At 61.0% G+C, this 15,610-nt stretch carries 15 protein-coding genes; 8 read left to right on the top strand and 7 right to left on the bottom strand.

What is annotated here, in order from left to right; genetic code table 11:
* Nucleotides 1-6: 6 nt before the first annotated feature.
* Nucleotides 7-1,218: an acetyl-CoA C-acyltransferase gene (locus L085_RS19440; protein ID WP_044031505.1), complete on the bottom strand. Its 1,212-nt coding sequence runs from the start codon at nucleotides 1,216-1,218 to the stop codon at nucleotides 7-9.
* A gap of 9 nt (nucleotides 1,219-1,227) precedes the next feature.
* Nucleotides 1,228-2,757, bottom strand: a complete 1,530-nt coding sequence (locus L085_RS19435) for a 3-hydroxyacyl-CoA dehydrogenase NAD-binding domain-containing protein (RefSeq protein WP_044031504.1) — start codon at nucleotides 2,755-2,757, stop codon at nucleotides 1,228-1,230.
* Between the two features lie 335 nt (nucleotides 2,758-3,092).
* On the opposite strand from L085_RS19435, the gene L085_RS19430 reads away from it, so the two are divergent.
* The 3 genes from L085_RS19430 to L085_RS19420 all read left to right on the top strand — a co-directional run bounded on the left by L085_RS19430 (nucleotide 3,093) and on the right by L085_RS19420 (nucleotide 5,276).
* Nucleotides 3,093-3,809, top strand: a complete 717-nt coding sequence (locus L085_RS19430; protein ID WP_004927994.1) for a LuxR family transcriptional regulator — start codon at nucleotides 3,093-3,095, stop codon at nucleotides 3,807-3,809.
* Nucleotides 3,810-3,989: 180 nt separating this feature from the next.
* On the top strand, nucleotides 3,990-4,418 hold the full coding sequence (locus tag L085_RS19425) for a universal stress protein (RefSeq protein ID WP_004927993.1): 429 nt from the start codon (nucleotides 3,990-3,992) through the stop codon (nucleotides 4,416-4,418).
* Nucleotides 4,419-4,595: 177 nt separating this feature from the next.
* Nucleotides 4,596-5,276: a hypothetical protein gene (locus L085_RS19420; protein WP_044031503.1), complete on the top strand. Its 681-nt coding sequence runs from the start codon at nucleotides 4,596-4,598 to the stop codon at nucleotides 5,274-5,276.
* 45 nt (nucleotides 5,277-5,321) lie between these two features.
* Here the strand turns inward: L085_RS19420 and L085_RS19415 are convergent, their stop codons facing one another.
* Genes L085_RS19415 through L085_RS19400 form a run of 4 tightly spaced genes read right to left on the bottom strand, consistent with a single transcriptional unit; the run spans nucleotide 5,322 to nucleotide 10,556 of the window.
* Nucleotides 5,322-6,335: an Ldh family oxidoreductase gene (locus tag L085_RS19415; protein ID WP_031300116.1), complete on the bottom strand. Its 1,014-nt coding sequence runs from the start codon at nucleotides 6,333-6,335 to the stop codon at nucleotides 5,322-5,324.
* A gap of 19 nt (nucleotides 6,336-6,354) precedes the next feature.
* Nucleotides 6,355-7,920 (bottom strand): APC family permease, encoded by a 1,566-nt coding sequence (locus L085_RS19410; RefSeq protein WP_015377394.1) that lies wholly within the window; start codon nucleotides 7,918-7,920, stop codon nucleotides 6,355-6,357.
* Between the two features lie 44 nt (nucleotides 7,921-7,964).
* Complete coding sequence (locus L085_RS19405) at nucleotides 7,965-9,581, bottom strand: aldehyde dehydrogenase (NADP(+)) (protein WP_044031502.1); 1,617 nt, start codon at nucleotides 9,579-9,581, stop codon at nucleotides 7,965-7,967.
* 54 nt (nucleotides 9,582-9,635) lie between these two features.
* On the bottom strand, nucleotides 9,636-10,556 hold the full coding sequence (locus L085_RS19400) for a dihydrodipicolinate synthase family protein (protein ID WP_015377396.1): 921 nt from the start codon (nucleotides 10,554-10,556) through the stop codon (nucleotides 9,636-9,638).
* 29 nt (nucleotides 10,557-10,585) lie between these two features.
* Here L085_RS19400 and L085_RS25520 point away from each other — a divergent pair, with 29 nt between their 5' ends.
* Entirely contained in the window at nucleotides 10,586-10,732 is a 147-nt protein-coding gene (locus tag L085_RS25520; RefSeq protein WP_158497932.1) for a hypothetical protein, read from the top strand.
* 31 nt (nucleotides 10,733-10,763) lie between these two features.
* Here L085_RS25520 and L085_RS19395 read toward each other — a convergent pair whose 3' ends face one another.
* The gene (locus L085_RS19395; protein WP_031300114.1) at nucleotides 10,764-11,618 is read right to left on the bottom strand and encodes an AraC family transcriptional regulator; all 855 of its coding nucleotides are present in this window, start codon (nucleotides 11,616-11,618) and stop codon (nucleotides 10,764-10,766) included.
* A 389-nt stretch (nucleotides 11,619-12,007) separates the two neighbouring features.
* Between L085_RS19395 and L085_RS19390 the strand changes: the two genes are divergently transcribed.
* Genes L085_RS19390 through L085_RS19380 form a run of 4 tightly spaced genes read left to right on the top strand, consistent with a single transcriptional unit; the run spans nucleotide 12,008 to nucleotide 15,597 of the window.
* On the top strand, nucleotides 12,008-12,955 hold the full coding sequence (locus tag L085_RS19390) for a 4-hydroxyproline epimerase (RefSeq protein ID WP_015377398.1): 948 nt from the start codon (nucleotides 12,008-12,010) through the stop codon (nucleotides 12,953-12,955).
* Complete coding sequence (locus L085_RS19385) at nucleotides 12,955-14,079, top strand: FAD-dependent oxidoreductase (RefSeq protein WP_044031501.1); 1,125 nt, start codon at nucleotides 12,955-12,957, stop codon at nucleotides 14,077-14,079. Before L085_RS19390 ends, L085_RS19385 begins: the two co-directional genes overlap by 1 nt.
* Nucleotides 14,076-14,336, top strand: coding sequence for a (2Fe-2S)-binding protein (locus L085_RS24855; protein ID WP_071841650.1), 261 nt, complete (start codon nucleotides 14,076-14,078; stop codon nucleotides 14,334-14,336). The genes L085_RS19385 and L085_RS24855 overlap by 4 nt, the downstream gene beginning before the upstream one ends.
* Entirely contained in the window at nucleotides 14,329-15,597 is a 1,269-nt protein-coding gene (locus tag L085_RS19380) for an FAD-dependent oxidoreductase (RefSeq protein ID WP_044031500.1), read from the top strand. The genes L085_RS24855 and L085_RS19380 overlap by 8 nt, the downstream gene beginning before the upstream one ends.
* The last annotated feature ends 13 nt before the right edge of the window (nucleotides 15,598-15,610 follow it).

Raw genomic sequence — 15,610 nt, 5'->3', positions numbered from 1 at the left:
CTTGTGTTAAACGGCTTTAAGGTTTAATGACAGCCCCTGACCGACGCCGACGCACATCGTCACCAATGCGTTGTTCGCCTGTTGGTCGCGTAATTCCAGCGCTGCCGACAGCACCAGGCGCGCGCCGGACATCCCCAGCGGATGACCGAGTGCGATGGCACCGCCGTTCGGGTTGACCCGCGCGTCGTTGGCACCGATACGCCAGTGTTTCAGCGCCGCCAGAACCTGTGAGGCGAACGCTTCGTTAATCTCGATGATGTCGAAGTCGTTCAAGGTGAAGCCGCCGCGCTGCAGCAAGCGCTCGGTGGAGGCGATCGGCCCCAGCCCCATCAGCGCCGGTTCAACGCCGGCGGCCGCGCTGTCGCCGATCTCCGCCAGCGGTTGCCACCCCTGGCGCTTCACGTAGCGACCGGAAGCCAATAGCAGCGCGGCGGCGCCGTCGTTGATGCCGGAAGCGTTGCCTGCCGTGACCGAACCGCCGACGGAGAATGCCGGTTTCAGCGCCTGTAGCTGTTGCAGCGTGCTGAGCCGGGGAAATTCATCCTGCGCGAATGTGCGGGTCGTTTTACGATCGGCCGGCACGTCCACGGGCGTGATTTCCCGCGCCAGCCGGCCGCTGTCGATCGCCCGGCGGGCCTTCTGCTGCGAGGCCAGCGCGAACAGGTCCTGTTCCTCGCGTGAGATATGTTGCCGTTGGGCTACGTTTTCCGCCGTGATGCCCAGCGGATCGCTGCCGTAGCGCTCCGCCAGCCGCGGGTTAACAAAGCGCCACCCCAGCGTGGTGTCGTACAGCTTCACGCCTTTGTCGAACGGCGTTTCGCCTTTGCTCAGCACATAGGGCGCGCGGCTCATGCTTTCCACACCGCCGGCCAGAATCAGTTCGCTGAGGCCGCTGCGGATTTTCGCCGCGGCGTAGATCACCGCATCCAACCCGGAGGCGCAAAGGCGGTTGAGGGTGATGGCAGGCACCGACGGATCCAACCCGGAAAGCAGCGCCGCCATGCGGGCGACGTTGCGGTTGTCTTCGCCGGACTGGTTGGCGCAGCCCAGGACCACTTCGTCCAGATCTGCTTCCGCCGCCGGATGGCGCTGCAGCAGGCCGCGAATGATCGTCGCCGCCATGTCGTCGGGGCGGGTATGCGCCAGGCTGCCGCCATAGGCGCCGATCGCCGTGCGCGTGCCGTCGATCAGATAAACGCCGTCATCTTTAATGCTCATCATGGATCCTTAAGGCGTGGTCGTCAGCGCCGGTTGCGCGGCGTGCAGAAGGGTGTAATGCGGCGCATAGCGCGCCGCGTGCAGCAGCTGTGCCAGATTGCTCAGCGTCGTCCTGACGTTTTTCTCCCCCAGTTTGCCGAGCCAGTCGAAAATGCCGCCGGCGTAGTTAACGCCCGCGACGGCGGCGACATCGATGTCTTCCCGGCTGCAGACGCCGCTTTCCACCATGATCACCGACTCATTGATCAGGCTGCTGAGGACGCGGGCGACGATAAGCGCCGGAGAGTCCTTGATAAATTCAACCTGTGGGATTGCCGTGTGCAGCAGGCGTAAAAACAGCGCCTTATTGGCCGCAGAAGCGTGGCGACTGTGCGCCGCCACCAGGTACGTGGTGTCGGCGTAGTTCAGGGCGACATCGACCACAAAGGCATCCGCTGCCGTCTGCTCGGCCAGTTGGCTCGCCGTGCGGCCATCGGTGATGCTGACGGTGAAAGCGTCATTGATCTGGACGGCCGCTCCCAGCCCCGGTAATGCCGGCCGTTGTTCCACGCGCAGCTGTGGCCACTGAAGCGCGGCTCGCTGCTGCAACAGGGTAAAAAAAGGATGCTCGCCGTAAACGCGCAGCGTCTCGACGTCTGCATTGTTGGCGGCCGTCACCGGCGGGGCGGTTTCTTCGGCGGCAAAATAGGAGCGGCCGTTCTTTTTCCCCAACAGACCGGCATCGACCAGTGAACGCTGCAGATGACCAGGGGTATAGCGCGGGTCGTATTGCATGTCCTGCCAGATTTGCCGGCTGACCTGATAGTTAATGTCTTGGCCGATAAAATCGGTCAGCTCGAGCGGCCCCATGCGGAAGCGCCCGCCGGCCTTGAGGGCGCGGTCGATCTGCGCCGCGCGCGCCACATGTTCTTCCAACAGGCGGAACCCTTCCAGGTAGTAGGGGCGGGCCATGCGATTGACGATGAACCCCGGCGTGGCCTGGCAGACGACATCGCGTTTCCCCAACGCCGCCACCAGTTGGCGGCAGCGTTCCGTGGTGGCGTGCGCGGTAAAGTAGGCCGGAATGATTTCAATCAGCTTCATCAGCGGAGCGGGGTTGAAAAAATGTAAACCGATAAAGCGCTCGCTGTGCGTCACCGCAGTTGCCAGCTTGTTAAGCGACAGTGAGGAGGTATTGGTGGCGATCAGCGTGTCGGGCTTGACCACCGCGGCGATGGCCGCCAGCACCTCAAGTTTGGTTTGTTCTTGCTCGGCGATGGTTTCTATCACCAGCTCGCTGTCGGCGATGGCCTCAAACACGGAAGTGAACATCAGATTGGCCAGCACCGCGTCTTTATCCTGCAACGCGATCTTGCCCTGTTCGACTTTCTTGTTCAGGTCTTGCGCGATATATTCGCGAGCTTGATTGAGGGTATTGCCGTTGCGATTATAAAGCATCGTGGGAATGCCTTTTTGCGCGAAAAGATAAGCGATGCCTCTGCCCATCGTTCCCGCGCCGATAATCGCAGCCGATTGAATTGCCGCATTACTTTCTGCCATAGAAAATCCCCGTCACTGTATGCCATGCGAAATTCGCAAATGCTTATTATCTCTTTGGATTTACGGCGGCACTGGGTGCCTGTCTGGAAAGTAATTGGTGGTGTCCTGGCTGTCTAACGGTAGAAATGACAGGTTTACGTGCCGAGGAGAGTATGCTATTCGCGTAGTTTTCCTGTTCGGCGCAATAAAAAGGCTTATTTTAAGGGGAATAGCTGTTTTCGTTATAGCGTTGGTATTTTTTATTATATGAAACGGCTACTGGCGCCGGGCGGCGATATTCTATAGTGAATCTGACCTATCGATAAATCGGCATCGCTATCTGGAGAATCTGCGTTATGGATACCCGCACTCAACGGCTCATGGCGGAGGTGATTGGCAGCCTGGCCGATCGCGAATGCTTTCTGACGCAGCTGGGGCCCTGCGCCGAGGCGTTGGGGTTTGATTATTTCTCCTACATCGTGTTTTCCTGTTATCCGGCCAGCAGCCCCAAGATGCTGATCGAAGGGAATATTTCAACGAACTATCTCGAGGATTATCGGCGGCAGCGGGTATATTTGCAGGATCCGGTTATTGAGCGTGCTCACCATTCCACGCTGCAGTTTCAGTGGGACGAAAGCTTTTATCATGAGCGGCCGACGCTTTGGCGGCGTATGGCGCAATTCGGCTTGTGCGCCGGTTGGTCGCAGTCGGTCAAGGATTGCTATGGCAGGTTGGGGATCCTGACGTTTGCCGGTAAAGCGCTACCTGAGCAAACGCCGCAAGCGCGTGCGGCAAATGAAACTTTTTTCCTTTGGCTGGCGCAAACCGCCCATAAAACGCTGCGGGAGGCCTTGATATCGGTGAATGATGACGCGATAAAAGATGTGTTGACGCTGCGCGAAAAAGACATTTTACGCTGGAGCAGCGAAGGAAAAACGGCGGAAGAGATCGCGTTGTTGATGGGGGTGAGCGAGCGCACGATCAATTTCCACATCGGCAACTCGATTAAAAAGCTTTCTGTCGCCAATAAGACCGCCGCTACCGCCAAAGCGGTTTATTTACAGCTAATTTAATCTCGAGTAATAAATAATTAATCGCCTATCCGTTATCGGTGTAATGTTTATATTTTGTTAAATTAAAAACTATCCTTGTCAGTATTTACCCCTCGATCACAAAAGCGTGATAAAGCGATTCACCGCGCCCGTGCGCGGCAGTATTCTGTTGGCACCCGGTTTACATAGAAAGGACGTGATATGTACAAGACTATTTTAGTGCCGATCGATATTGAAGAGGATCTGTTGACCGAGCATGCGCTGAAGCATGTGGAATATTTGGCGAAGATGTCCGGCGCTAAAGTGCATTTCTTCCATGCGCTGCCGGATGCCTCGGCTTTTGTTACTGCCTATTCGTTCGGCCTCAAGGAGTTTGAGAATCAGGCGGAGGTGAAGGCGGTGGATAGACTGAAGAAAATCATGTCGGAAATCGATCTGCCGTTGGATCGCCTCAATTACACCGTCAGCTTCGGTTCTGCACGCGATCAGGTGTTGGAACTGGCGGAAGAGATCGACGCCGATCTGATCATCATCGGTTCGCGTCGCCCGAGCGTGAAAACCTATCTGCTGGGGTCCAATGCCGCCGCTATCGTTCGCCATGCCAATATTTCGGTGATGGTGGTCAGATAATTCATCTTAAACTCACCGTTTTCGGGCACGTTCTGCGGTTACCGGCCGGCTGCAGAGCGTGCTTTGCGTTTTATTGCCATCCCAGTCTGAACTGCTACGATTTTAGCTGACGTTTTTATGCCAACCGGGCCACCGGCCTTGCGCATATTTTTCATTTCAGCCAGAAGAGGGGCAGCTATGCCATTAGAAGTCGATGGGATTATCAGAGGCGATCGGGGCAGTGAACCGAGCCGTTGGCAACATGCGTCAACCAAACCGCTTATCACGCTAACCTGGCACCACACCATTCCCTGGAACTGTTTGCGTAATGTCTGGAATGGTTTGGTGGCGGGGCAGCATTGGAACGCGCTGGACGAGTTTATGAATCTGATCGGTGTGCCAAACCGCGCCGCGGTGCTCAAACAGATCCAGAATAAAAACCTGCAGGATCGCGATGAATTACACACTCTGGTGACCTGGCAAGGATGGAATATCGTCGAGGGGCCAGGTAATGAGTATCGCGCGCAGGGGGACGATCCCGGTGAAAACTTCGACGGTTGGTCGGGTAAGGGGATGAGCACTAATCAGCAAGCGACGCTGCAGCAGGTCAACGTGTTGTATCAGGTGATGGCGCCGCTGGGAAGCCGTGCGCTGGACGCCGCCAGACAGGCGCCGCCCATTACTGCGGAAGAAGCAGACGTCTTGCAACGGACGATTAAACAGACCCGCCCAACGTTGCGAGGAAAGGAACCGATCCGGTGGCAAGAAGACATGTGGCATCAGGTGCAGCCGGGTAAAGAGGCGAAACACTTTGCACGCTGGGACACCAAACCGGTATGGCGCAAGCGCCTGCACAGCGACATGGCTCAGGCTGGATAAGCCTCTCCCCGCGCCGGGTTGCCGGCGCGGGGCATAAATCCAGCGTTAATCGCACAGCGCCACTATTTCGTCGTACAACGCCTTGGGGATTTCCACGCCGTATTGCTCGCTCTGGCGCCGTTGCCGATAACGGCGTTCGCCGGGGATGCGGGCGCCTTGCGCCTGCATATCGGCAAACATCGCCTCCGCTCCGACGAAATATTTCGCCTTATCCGCACCGAGAAAACGCTCGGGATCCAACGCGATGACCAGCTCACCACCGTAAGGCGACGAACCGGTGCCATCGTCATAGGCCAGCGATTCCTTGCTGGTCATATCGCCGATCAGCGGCCCTGCCAGCAATTCAACCATTGCCGCCAGCGCCGAGCCCTTATGCCCGCCGAAGGTCAGCATCGCGCCCTCCAACACGCTGGCGGCATCGGTGGACGGGTTGCCTGCCTTATCAATGCCCCAGCCTTCAGGCAGCGGGGTGCCGGCGCGGCGGTGTAATTCGATTTCGCCGCGCGCTGCCGCGCTGGTGGCCATGTCGAACAAAAACGGCGGCCGATCCGGACGCGGCCAGCCGAAGGCGATGGGGTTGGTGCCGAAGAGCGGTCGCGAACCGCCGGCCGGCGTCACCCAGGCGTGGCTGGGCGTGCAGGCCAAGGCCACCAACCCCTGCTCGGTCAGCGGTTCGATATCGGCCCACAGCGCGGAGAAATGCACGCAGCGGTTGATCGCCAGCGCGGCGACACCGTTGGTGCGCACTTTCTCGATAAAGGCCGGCAGAGCGGTGCGGTAGGCCAGCAGGGAAAACGCACCGCCGGCGTCGGCGCGCAAGATGGCCGGCGCCTGGTCGAGCAATCTGGGCATCGCATCGGCAGAAACCTTGCCTGCCCGCAGCGATCGCACGCAGCCCAACAGCCGGTACAGCCCGTGAGAAGCGCAGCCGTCGCGTTCGCCCTGGGTGACATTTTGCGCCACCGCCTCGGCATGCGCCTGATTGAAACCGTTGCTGCGCAGCGTACGCAACGCCAGTTGATAAGCCTGTTCCAGCGACAGCACATGCATGGATGTCATTTCGATCTCCTCCCTGGGTTCATTCTTCTTCATCGCCGATAAAATTGGCCTGGGGTAAACAGGTATAGGCGCCCCAGTAGTAAATCGCCAGCGCAATCACCGCCATGGTGAGGGTGTCCCATGGATGAGCAATAGCGCCGATGCCGCCGAAGCTGCTGAGGTAGGAAAGCCCGATCACCAGCGCATAGAAGACGATCAGCCACAGCGAGGACCAAATTTGCTGCCTGAGGCTAACGGCGTGGGTCGGCACCTGATTCTTGAACAGGATGTAGATGAAGAACATCAGGATCTGCAAGCCGAGCAGCCAGGAGACGGTGTCCCAGCCGGACCAGAAGACGATCAGCGCCGAAATGATAAACGACAGCGGGCCGAGCACGCAGAAACCGCGGACCCGGAACGGACGCGGCATATCGGGCGCATTGCGCCGCAGCCCGGCGGCGGTGACCGGGGCGATGGCGTAGCTCAGCACCAGTGCGGCGGACACCACACCGATCAGTTTTTCCCAGGATGGGAACGGCAGCGTCCAGAATACCGAGAGAGCGAAGGTCAGCCACAGCGCCGGGCGAGGAATACCTGACTCGCCATCCACCCGGGTGAACAGTTTGAAGAAGGTGCCGGCGCGCGCCCAACCGTAGATCACGCGGGGCGTGGCGTTCATATAGATATTGCCGGTGCCGCTCGGCGAAACGATCGCGTCGCTGACCACCAGAAACGCCAGCCATCCCATGCCCAGCGTGATGGCGATGTCGCGGAACGGCAGGGAGAACTGTTGGCTGATGCCGGCCCAGCCGCCGCTCAGCATCTCGCTGGGGATGCTGCCGAGAAACGCTATCTGCAGCAGCACATAGATGATGGTGGACAGCACCACCGACAGGATCAGCGCGATGGGAATGGTGCGCTGCGGCCGTTGCACCTCGCTGGCGACCGAAATGATCGGCGTCAGGCCGAGGTAGGCGAAGATGATGCCGCCGGCGGAAATGGCGGCCTCAACGCCGGCGGAACCGAAGGGAGCAAAGCCCTGGCTGTGCAGGTTTTCCGGTTTGAAAAAGCTGAACAACACCACGATCACCAACAGCGGCACCAGAAACTTCAGCACGCTGATCAGGTTATTGGATTTGGCGAAGGTTTTGACGCTGTAATAGTTGAGCGCGAAGAAAAAGCACAGCAGCGCCAGCTGCACCAGCCAGCCGATCGCGGTTGGATCGCCGGAACCCGGCTGACTGAGGAACGGGAACCAGGCGGCGGCGTACTGCCGGGCGGCGACGACTTCGATGGCGATCAGGCTGGAGAAGGCGATCAGCGTGATAAACCCCAGCAGATAACCCATCAGTTCGCCGTGCGAGAATACCGGATAGCGAATGATGCCGCCGGCGCGCGGCAGGGCGGCGCCCAGCTCGCAGTAAACGATGCCGAGCAGCAGCACCGCCAGGCCGCCGATCAGCCAGGAATAGATGCCGGCCGGGCCGGCGATGGAGGAGACATGGCTGGCGGCGAACAGCCAACCGGAGCCGAAGATGGCGCCCAGACCGATGAACGTCAGGTCGGTGAGCGTAAGCTGCTTCTTGAATTTGCCTTGGGTTGTCATGGTATTACCCTTTTGTTATTGAGTGGCAGGCAGATGCGGCCGGGCTAATGTTGGGCAGGTGAAACCAGGGGGGCTCGGGTGTAAACGCCGTTAACCAGCCGCAGCAGGTTGAGCGGGTTGGCGTCCTGCAGCGCCGGCGGCAACAGCGCCGCAGGGGTGTTTTGCAAACAGACCGGCCGCAGGAAACGCTCGATGGCCAGCGTGCCTACCGAGGTGCCGCGTGCGTCGCTGGTGGCCGGGTAAGGGCCGCCGTGCACCATGGCGTCGCACACTTCCACCCCGGTCGGATACCCGTTGAACAGCACCCGACCGGCTTTGCGCGCCAACAGTGTCGTCAGACCGGCGGCCACATCGAGATCGTCGTCGTCCGCCAGCAGCGTGGCGGTTAACTGGCCTTGCAATGCCGTTAGCGCCGCATGCAGCTGCGTTTCGTTATCCACCGCCACCAGGATGCTGACCGGGCCGAAGACCTCTTGTTGCAGCAGCGGGTCAGCCTGCAGCAACAGCGCCTCTTCCGCCTGATAAAGCTGCGCCGCCGCCCGAAGCGTGGGCGTTTCGCTTCGGCCTGCGAGACGCCGCATACCTGGATGGGCTTCGAGGGCAGCCAGCCCGTGACGGTAGTGCTCCAGCGTGCCGGCATTCAGCATCGGCTGCGGCTCGGCGGCGTTGACCAGGGCGCTCATCGTTTCGGTTAACCGATCGAAGGCGGCGCCGCGCAGCGCGACGATCACGCCGGGCTTGGTGCAGAACTGACCGCAGCCGAGTGTGAAGGAAGAGACCAGTTCCTGCGCAATGCGCTGCCCGCGCCGCGCCAACGCCTTGGGCAGGATCACTACCGGATTGATGCTCGACATTTCTGCGAAGACCGGTATAGGTTGAGGGCGTTGCATCGCCAGATCGAAGAGCGCCCGGCCGCCCTGCAGCGAGCCGGTGAATCCCACTGCCTGAATCGCCGGATGTTGTACCAAATCGGCCCCCACGCGGTTGCCGAAGATCATGTTGAAGACGCCGGCGGGCATCCTTGTGCGTTCCCGAGCGCGCTCGATCGCCTGAGCGGTCAGCTCGGCGGTGATCATATGGCCGCTGTGCGCCTTGAATACGACCGGGCAACCGGCGGCGAGCGCGGCGGAGGTATCACCGCCCGCGGTGGAAAACGCCAGCGGGAAGTTGCTGGCGCCGAAGACCGCCACCGGGCCGAGCGCCGTGCGGTATTGACGCAGATCGGGGCGCGGCAGGGGGGAACGCTGCGGCAGCGCGCAGTCGATGCGCACGCCCTCGACGTCACCGCGCCGCAGCAGCGTGGCGAACAGCCGCATCTGGCCGCTGGTTCTGGCGCGTTCGCCGCTCAACCGCGCAGACGGCAAGGCCGTTTCCTGCATGGCGAAGGTGAAGAAAACATTATCCAATGCGTCTAACTCTTCGGCGATGGCGTCGAGAAAGTTCGCGCGTTGTTCTGCACTGAGCTGTGAATAGGGCGCAAAGGCTGCTGCGGCGGCTTCTGCGGCGGCGGCGGTTTCTGCCGCCGTGGCCTGGTGGAAGCGGTAGCCGGTTGGCTGACCGTCGTCGGCGCGCAGGCTACACAGCGACGCTTCCCCTTCGGCGCGGCGTTGGCCGCCGATAAATTGTTGGCCGCTGATGGCGGCGTAGCGATCGTTGGGCATCGGTTCCCCCGGTAGATAAAGCATGACGCCCGGCATGGCCGGGCGATGAAGGCGTCACAGGCCGACGTTCGGCAGCGCAGGGCGGGTGGCCAGCGCTTTATCGATCACGGCGTTGATCTCGGTGAGCGTTTCTCCCTGCAGCGCCAGGCGCGGAGGGCGAGTGACAGCGCTGCCGCGGCCGACCCGCTGTTCGCAGAGTTTGATGCACTGCACCAGATCGGGGCGGGCATCGAGGTGCAGCAGCGGCATAAACCAGCTGTATAGCGCCAACGCTTCCTCATAGCGTTTTTCCTTCGCCAGCCGGAACAGGGTTTCCCCTTCGCGCGGGAAGGCATTGGACATGCCGGAGATCCAGCCTTGCGCGCCGACGGCGATGCTTTCCAGCACCACATCGTCCAATCCGGCGAACAGCACGAAGCGATCGCCGACTTCATTGCGCAGGTCGATAAAGCGGCGGGTATCGCCCGACGAGTCTTTGAAGCACACGATGTTCTCGCAGTCGACCAGCGAGGTCAGAATGTCGGGCGTGACGTCATTTTTGTAAATGGGAGGGTTGTTGTAGACCATTATCGGCAGATCGGTCGCGCCAGCGACGCTGCGGAAGTGCGCGGCGGTTTCGTGCGGTTTGGCGGAGTAGACCAGCGCCGGCATCACCATAATTCCGTCGACGCCGGCCTTTTGCGCTTCACGCGCCATGTTCTGCGCGAAGGCGGTGGTGAACTCGGCGATGCCGGCGATCACCGGCACTTTACCGTCGGCGGCGTCTTTCGCCACCTCGATCACCGCCAGCTTTTCCTGCACTGTCATCGAGGTATTTTCACCGACGGTGCCGCACACCACCAGGCCGGAGACGCCGTCGCGCACCAGGTTTTTGATCACCGTATGGGTGGCGTCGAGATCCAGAGAGAAATCGTTGCGAAATTGGGTCGTCACCGCCGGGAATACGCCGCTCCAGCTTAGGGTTTTATGGCTCATCGTGTTTGTCCTGTCGTCCGAAAGTGTTAATGAAAAGTGAATCTTTGGTAAGGCTCACCGACAGATTGACCGGTATTGCGCAGGGAGGCTTGACGCTTTTCGCCGATTGCCGCGACGAAATTGGCACAATAGCGGCGGAAATCGGGCGTGAAAAATCGGGCGTCGGTACGCCGTGAGAAGAGAGGGTTAACGGGGTAAATCAGTGCGTTAAGCGGAAAGCGTCAGGCGAAAATCGCGCGGCGTGGAGCCGGTCATCGCTTTGAACTGACGGCTGAAGGCGCTGTGATCGGTATAGCCGCACTGCAGCGCGATGTCCGTGATCGGCAGATCGCCGGCCAGGAGTTCCGTGGCCTTTTCCAGCCGCACTTTGTGGATCATCTGGCGCGGGGTGAGGTGGAAGATACGTTTGCAGTAGCGTTCGATCTGCGCCACCGATAACCCGGTCAGCGCCGTCAGCTCTTCAAGCGCGATCGGTCTGGCGTAGTGGCGGCGGATATGCACGTCGATCGCCGCCAGCCGCTGGTAGGCCGGGTGATTGGCTCTGGCCTCCTGCAGATCGTGAGAAATACCCGCCATACCGATGATTTTTCCCTGCGCGTCATACAGCGCCAGCTTTTGCGTCAGGCACCAGCCGGTTTCTCGGCCGTTGTACAGGTGCATTTCCAGCTGATCCTGGATCAGCACGCCGTGGCGCAATACCCGCAGATCCTGCTCGGTATAGCCGGATCCGAGCTGAGCGGGAAAAACATCGGCGGAGGTTTTGCCCAGCAGCGGCGTCACGGTTTTGAAACCGCAGCGCCTGGCCAGCGTCAGGTTAGCCAGCAGGTAGCGAGCCTGGGCGTCTTTGATAAAGAACACCACGTTGGGGATCGCGTTCAGCAACGGCGCGATCAGCGCCAGCGTATTCAGCAGATCGCGCAGGTTGTTCGGGCGCTGCTGCGCCAGCCCGTCGCACAGGCGCGACAGATGTTCGACGGCAAAAACGTCCTCCTGCTCCGGCAGCCCCACAAGCGAAGGCGGCGAGAGCGAAACCGGAGGCGGGTAGTCTGAAGTGGATCGCATAACAGTCCCTTTTCGGTCGTTAGCCGGAAAAACAGGCGAGCCAGGTTGGCGCTTTCGCATCAATATTAACTTTTTTGTAACGAAGCAAGCGCTATTTCCGGCGGGCTGCCAAATATGCGGATTGCCGCATACTTTTGCCGGACGGTGTTTGGCGGTTGCTTGAAAACTGCGGCGTTTCTCGCTACGCAAGGGTTTAGCATAAAAATAACGACATGATAAATAAGTCATTATTATGACAACCGTTAAACTCATACCCGCGACGCGTCAGGCCTGACGTTTGTCACTGTGCTGATTTCTTCATTCGCTGCGCCGAAACGCATCAAGCCGTCATGCTCACATTCGTTCAGGCTAATGCCATTGGTAACATCTCATTAACCCAGGAGACGCCGATGGCACTTTCTGCGCATATCACCGCTTTGCGGGCGATCGATTCTCACACCGGCGGAGAGCCGACCCGCCTGATCGTGGAAGGTTTTCCCGATCTCGGCGAGGGTAGCATGGCGGAACGGCGGGCGCGTTTCGCACAACATTATGACGATTGGCGCTGCGCGGTGATGCTCGAACCGCGTGGCAATGACGTGCTGGTGGGGGCGTTGCTGTGCCGCCCCTGCTCGCCACAGGCCACCGCCGGGGTGATCTTCTTTAACAACAGCGGCTATCTGGGCATGTGCGGGCACGGCACTATCGGGCTGATCGCTTCGCTGGCTCATCTGGGGCGCATCCACGCCGGGCGCCATCTGATCGAGACCCCGGTCGGCCCGGTAAGCGCCACGCTGCATGATGACGGCAGCGTCACGGTGGAGAACGTGGCGGCTTATCGCTACCGCCGCCAGGTGCGGCTTGAGGTTGCCGGTCACGGGCCGGTGACGGGTGACATCGCCTGGGGGGGCAACTGGTTCTTCCTGATCGGCGAGTCACCGTTGCCCATCGATAAACACAATCTGGAGGCCTTGACCGCGTTCACCTGGGCGGTGCGGCAAACGTTGGAACAGGCGGGCATCCGCGGTGAAGACGGCGGTGCGATAGACCATATCGAACTGTTCGGTGACGATCCGCAGGCCGACAGCCGCAGCTTCGTGCTGTGCCCCGGCAAAGCCTATGACCGTTCTCCGTGCGGTACCGGCACCAGCGCCAAACTGGCGTGTCTGGCGGCGGACGGCAAACTGCCGCCGGACACGCAGTGGCGGCAGGCCAGCGTGATCGGCAGCGAATTCCAGGCCTATTATCGTTGGAACGGCGATCGCATTGCCCCCTTTATTCGCGGGCAGGCCTATGTGTGCGCCGATAGCCAACTGCTGCTCGACGAACGCGATCCCTTCGTCTGGGGGATACGCTGATGGGCGCCGAGCGGGGAGCCGATGTCATCGTGGTCGGTGCCGGTATCATCGGCGCCGCTTGCGCCTGGCGGCTGGCGCGGGAAGGGTATCGTGTCTCGGTAGTGGACGATCGCCGCGCCGGCGCCACCGCCGCCGGTATGGGGCATCTGGTTTGCATGGACGATAATCCTGCCGAGCTGGCGTTGAGCGCTTATTCGCTGGGGTTGTGGCGCGAAGTGACGGGGCACATGCCGGAAGCCTGCGCCTGGCGTGGCTGCGGTACGCTGTGGTTGGCGGATCAAGCGGATGAAATGGCCATCGCCGAGCAAAAGCGGGCGCGGCTGGCGGAGCAGGGCGTGGCCGCGGAACTGCTGACGGCAGAGCAGCTCGCCGTCATGGAGCCGATGCTGCGGCACGGCCTGGCCGGCGGACTGCGGGTGCCGGGCGACGGCATTCTGTATGCGCCGCTCGCGGCTCGCTGGCTGTTGGCCGACCGTGGTGCGGCAATTGACGTCGTGCATGGTGAAGCGACAGCGTTGGAAGAGGAAGCCGTGCGGCTGGCGGACGGCAGACGTCTGGCCGCGCCGGTGGTGGTCCTGGCCTGTGGCCTTAGGGCCAATAGCCTATTATCGCAGACTTTGCTTCACGCCAAGAAGGGCCAACTGGCGATCACCGATCGCTACCCGCCGCGGGTGCGGCATCAACTGGTGGAGCTGGGGTATGGCGCCAGCGCGCATGCCAGTAACGGCACGTCGGTGGCTTTCAATGTGCAGGCGCGGCCCACCGGACAATGGCTGATCGGCTCTTCCCGCCAGTTCGACGCCGTCGATTCGGCGTTGGACATGCCGCTGTTGGCGGCAATGCTTACGCGTGCGCAGCATTTCTTGCCCGCACTGGCGCAGATGAACATCATTCGCTGCTGGACCGGGTTGCGCGCCGCCTCTGCCGACGGGCTGCCGCTGTTGGGCGTGCATCCGCAGCATTCCTGGCTGTGGCTGGCGCTGGGGCATGAGGGATTGGGCGTCACGACTGCGCTCGGCAGCGCTGCGCTGATTACTGCGCAAATTGGCCGGCAAACGCCGGAGATTGACGATTCCCCGTATTTGGCTGCGCGGGCGTTTGCCGCCGAGGAGTTGCCTGTATGAATGAAAGACAAAATACGATCGCGTTGAGCATCGATGGAGAACACCGGCGGGTGCCGGTTGGTCTCAGCGTTGCTGCGGCGCTCAGCCTGTGCGGCGACGATCGTTGTCGGTTGTCGGTTTCACGCCAACCGCGTACTCCCTTTTGTGGCATGGGCGTTTGTCAGGAGTGCCGGGTGACCATTAACGGCCTGCGTCGCCTGGCGTGCCAAACGCTGTGCCAAGCCGGCATGCGCATAGAGAGGAACGATGATGAGTAACTTCAGTTGTGAGGTGCTGATCGTCGGTGCCGGGCCGGCCGGCATGGCGGCGGCGCTGGCCGCTGCGGAAAGTGGTGGCCAGGTGCGAATGATTGATGATAATCCGCATCCCGGCGGGCAAATCTGGCGCGATGGACCGCAGGTGGCGTTGCCTGAAACGGCGAACCGCTATCGGCAGGCGGTGGCGGCGCGGGAAAATATTGCGCTGCAGTCTGGCTGCAAGCTGGTGGCGCAGTGTGGCGCTAACCGATTGGCATATGAAGACGCCGAGGGCTGCGGCGTGATTCGCTATCAAAAGCTGATTTTATGCAATGGCGCGCGTGAACTGTTGTTGCCGTTTCCCGGCTGGACGCTGCCGGGGGTGACCGGCGCCGGTGGTCTACAGGCGCAAATCAAGCAGGGGTTGGCGATCCGCGGCGAGCGAGTAGTGATCGCCGGCAGTGGTCCGCTGCTGTTGGCGGTGGCCGACAGCGTGAAACAGGCCGGTGGAGAGGTGGTCATGTTGGCGGAGCAGGCGCCGCTGTGGCGGTTGGCGGCTTTCGCCGGCGGCCTGTGGCGCTGGCCGGCCAAGCTGCGTCAGGCGTTTTCTTTGATGCCGCATCGTTACCGTGCCGGTAGCCGGGTGCAGGCGGCGTTGGGGCAAGCACGTTTAACCTCGGTGCGTGTCAATAACGGCGGGCGGGAAAGAACGATCGCCTGCGACAGGTTGGCCTGCGGTTTTGGTCTGGTGGCGAACATTGAGCTGGCGATGCTGTTGGGGTGTCGGATAGAACATGACGCCGTAGCGGTGAATCATTGGCAGCAAACCAGCCAGGTGCAAATTTTTGCTGCCGGGGAGTGTACCGGCATCGGCGGCAGTGAATTGGCGCTCACTGAAGGCGCCATTGCCGGCTATGCCGCCACCGGGCAGCGGGAAAAGGCAGAGCGCCTGGCGGCGCAGCGGCGGCGGTGGCGGCGTTTCGCCACGGCGGCGGCAAATGCCTTCGCACTCGATGAGCGCTTGAATTCGCTGGCCAATCCGCAAACGTTACTGTGCCGCTGCGAAGACGTTACGTTGGAACAGGTACGCCATCAGCCGGATTGGAACACGGCTAAGATGAGCAGCCGCTGTGGTATGGGGGCATGCCAGGGTAAAGTCTGCGCAACGGCGGCGAGGCAGCTTTTGGGCTGGCCTTTGCCGTCGCCGCGTGTGCCTTTAACGCCGGTCAGGACGGAAACGCTGGTTGCGCTGGGGCTGAACCGATGTGATGACGATGGTTGAATGGGTTAGCGGC

This window comes from Serratia sp. FS14, from assembly GCF_000695995.1.
In the GTDB taxonomy this organism is placed as follows: Bacteria; Pseudomonadota; Gammaproteobacteria; order Enterobacterales; family Enterobacteriaceae; genus Serratia; species Serratia nematodiphila.
This window is presented reverse-complemented; position numbering and strand designations above follow the sequence as displayed.

Excerpts from the sequence above, each read along its gene's own strand:
- L085_RS19440 (WP_044031505.1), bottom strand. The coding sequence starts at position 1,218 with ATGAGCATTAAAGATGACGGCGTTTATCTGATCGACGGCACGCGCACG.
- L085_RS19435 (WP_044031504.1), bottom strand. The coding sequence starts at position 2,757 with ATGGCAGAAAGTAATGCGGCAATTCAATCGGCTGCGATTATCGGCGCG.
- L085_RS19430 (WP_004927994.1), top strand. The coding sequence starts at position 3,093 with ATGGATACCCGCACTCAACGGCTCATGGCGGAGGTGATTGGCAGCCTG.
- L085_RS19425 (WP_004927993.1), top strand. The coding sequence starts at position 3,990 with ATGTACAAGACTATTTTAGTGCCGATCGATATTGAAGAGGATCTGTTG.
- L085_RS19420 (WP_044031503.1), top strand. The coding sequence starts at position 4,596 with ATGCCATTAGAAGTCGATGGGATTATCAGAGGCGATCGGGGCAGTGAA.
- L085_RS19415 (WP_031300116.1), bottom strand. The coding sequence starts at position 6,335 with ATGACATCCATGCATGTGCTGTCGCTGGAACAGGCTTATCAACTGGCG.
- L085_RS19410 (WP_015377394.1), bottom strand. The coding sequence starts at position 7,920 with ATGACAACCCAAGGCAAATTCAAGAAGCAGCTTACGCTCACCGACCTG.
- L085_RS19405 (WP_044031502.1), bottom strand. The coding sequence starts at position 9,581 with ATGCCCAACGATCGCTACGCCGCCATCAGCGGCCAACAATTTATCGGC.
- L085_RS19400 (WP_015377396.1), bottom strand. The coding sequence starts at position 10,556 with ATGAGCCATAAAACCCTAAGCTGGAGCGGCGTATTCCCGGCGGTGACG.
- L085_RS25520 (WP_158497932.1), top strand. The coding sequence starts at position 10,586 with ATGAAAAGTGAATCTTTGGTAAGGCTCACCGACAGATTGACCGGTATT.
- L085_RS19395 (WP_031300114.1), bottom strand. The coding sequence starts at position 11,618 with ATGCGATCCACTTCAGACTACCCGCCTCCGGTTTCGCTCTCGCCGCCT.
- L085_RS19390 (WP_015377398.1), top strand. The coding sequence starts at position 12,008 with ATGGCACTTTCTGCGCATATCACCGCTTTGCGGGCGATCGATTCTCAC.
- L085_RS19385 (WP_044031501.1), top strand. The coding sequence starts at position 12,955 with ATGGGCGCCGAGCGGGGAGCCGATGTCATCGTGGTCGGTGCCGGTATC.
- L085_RS24855 (WP_071841650.1), top strand. The coding sequence starts at position 14,076 with ATGAATGAAAGACAAAATACGATCGCGTTGAGCATCGATGGAGAACAC.
- L085_RS19380 (WP_044031500.1), top strand. The coding sequence starts at position 14,329 with ATGAGTAACTTCAGTTGTGAGGTGCTGATCGTCGGTGCCGGGCCGGCC.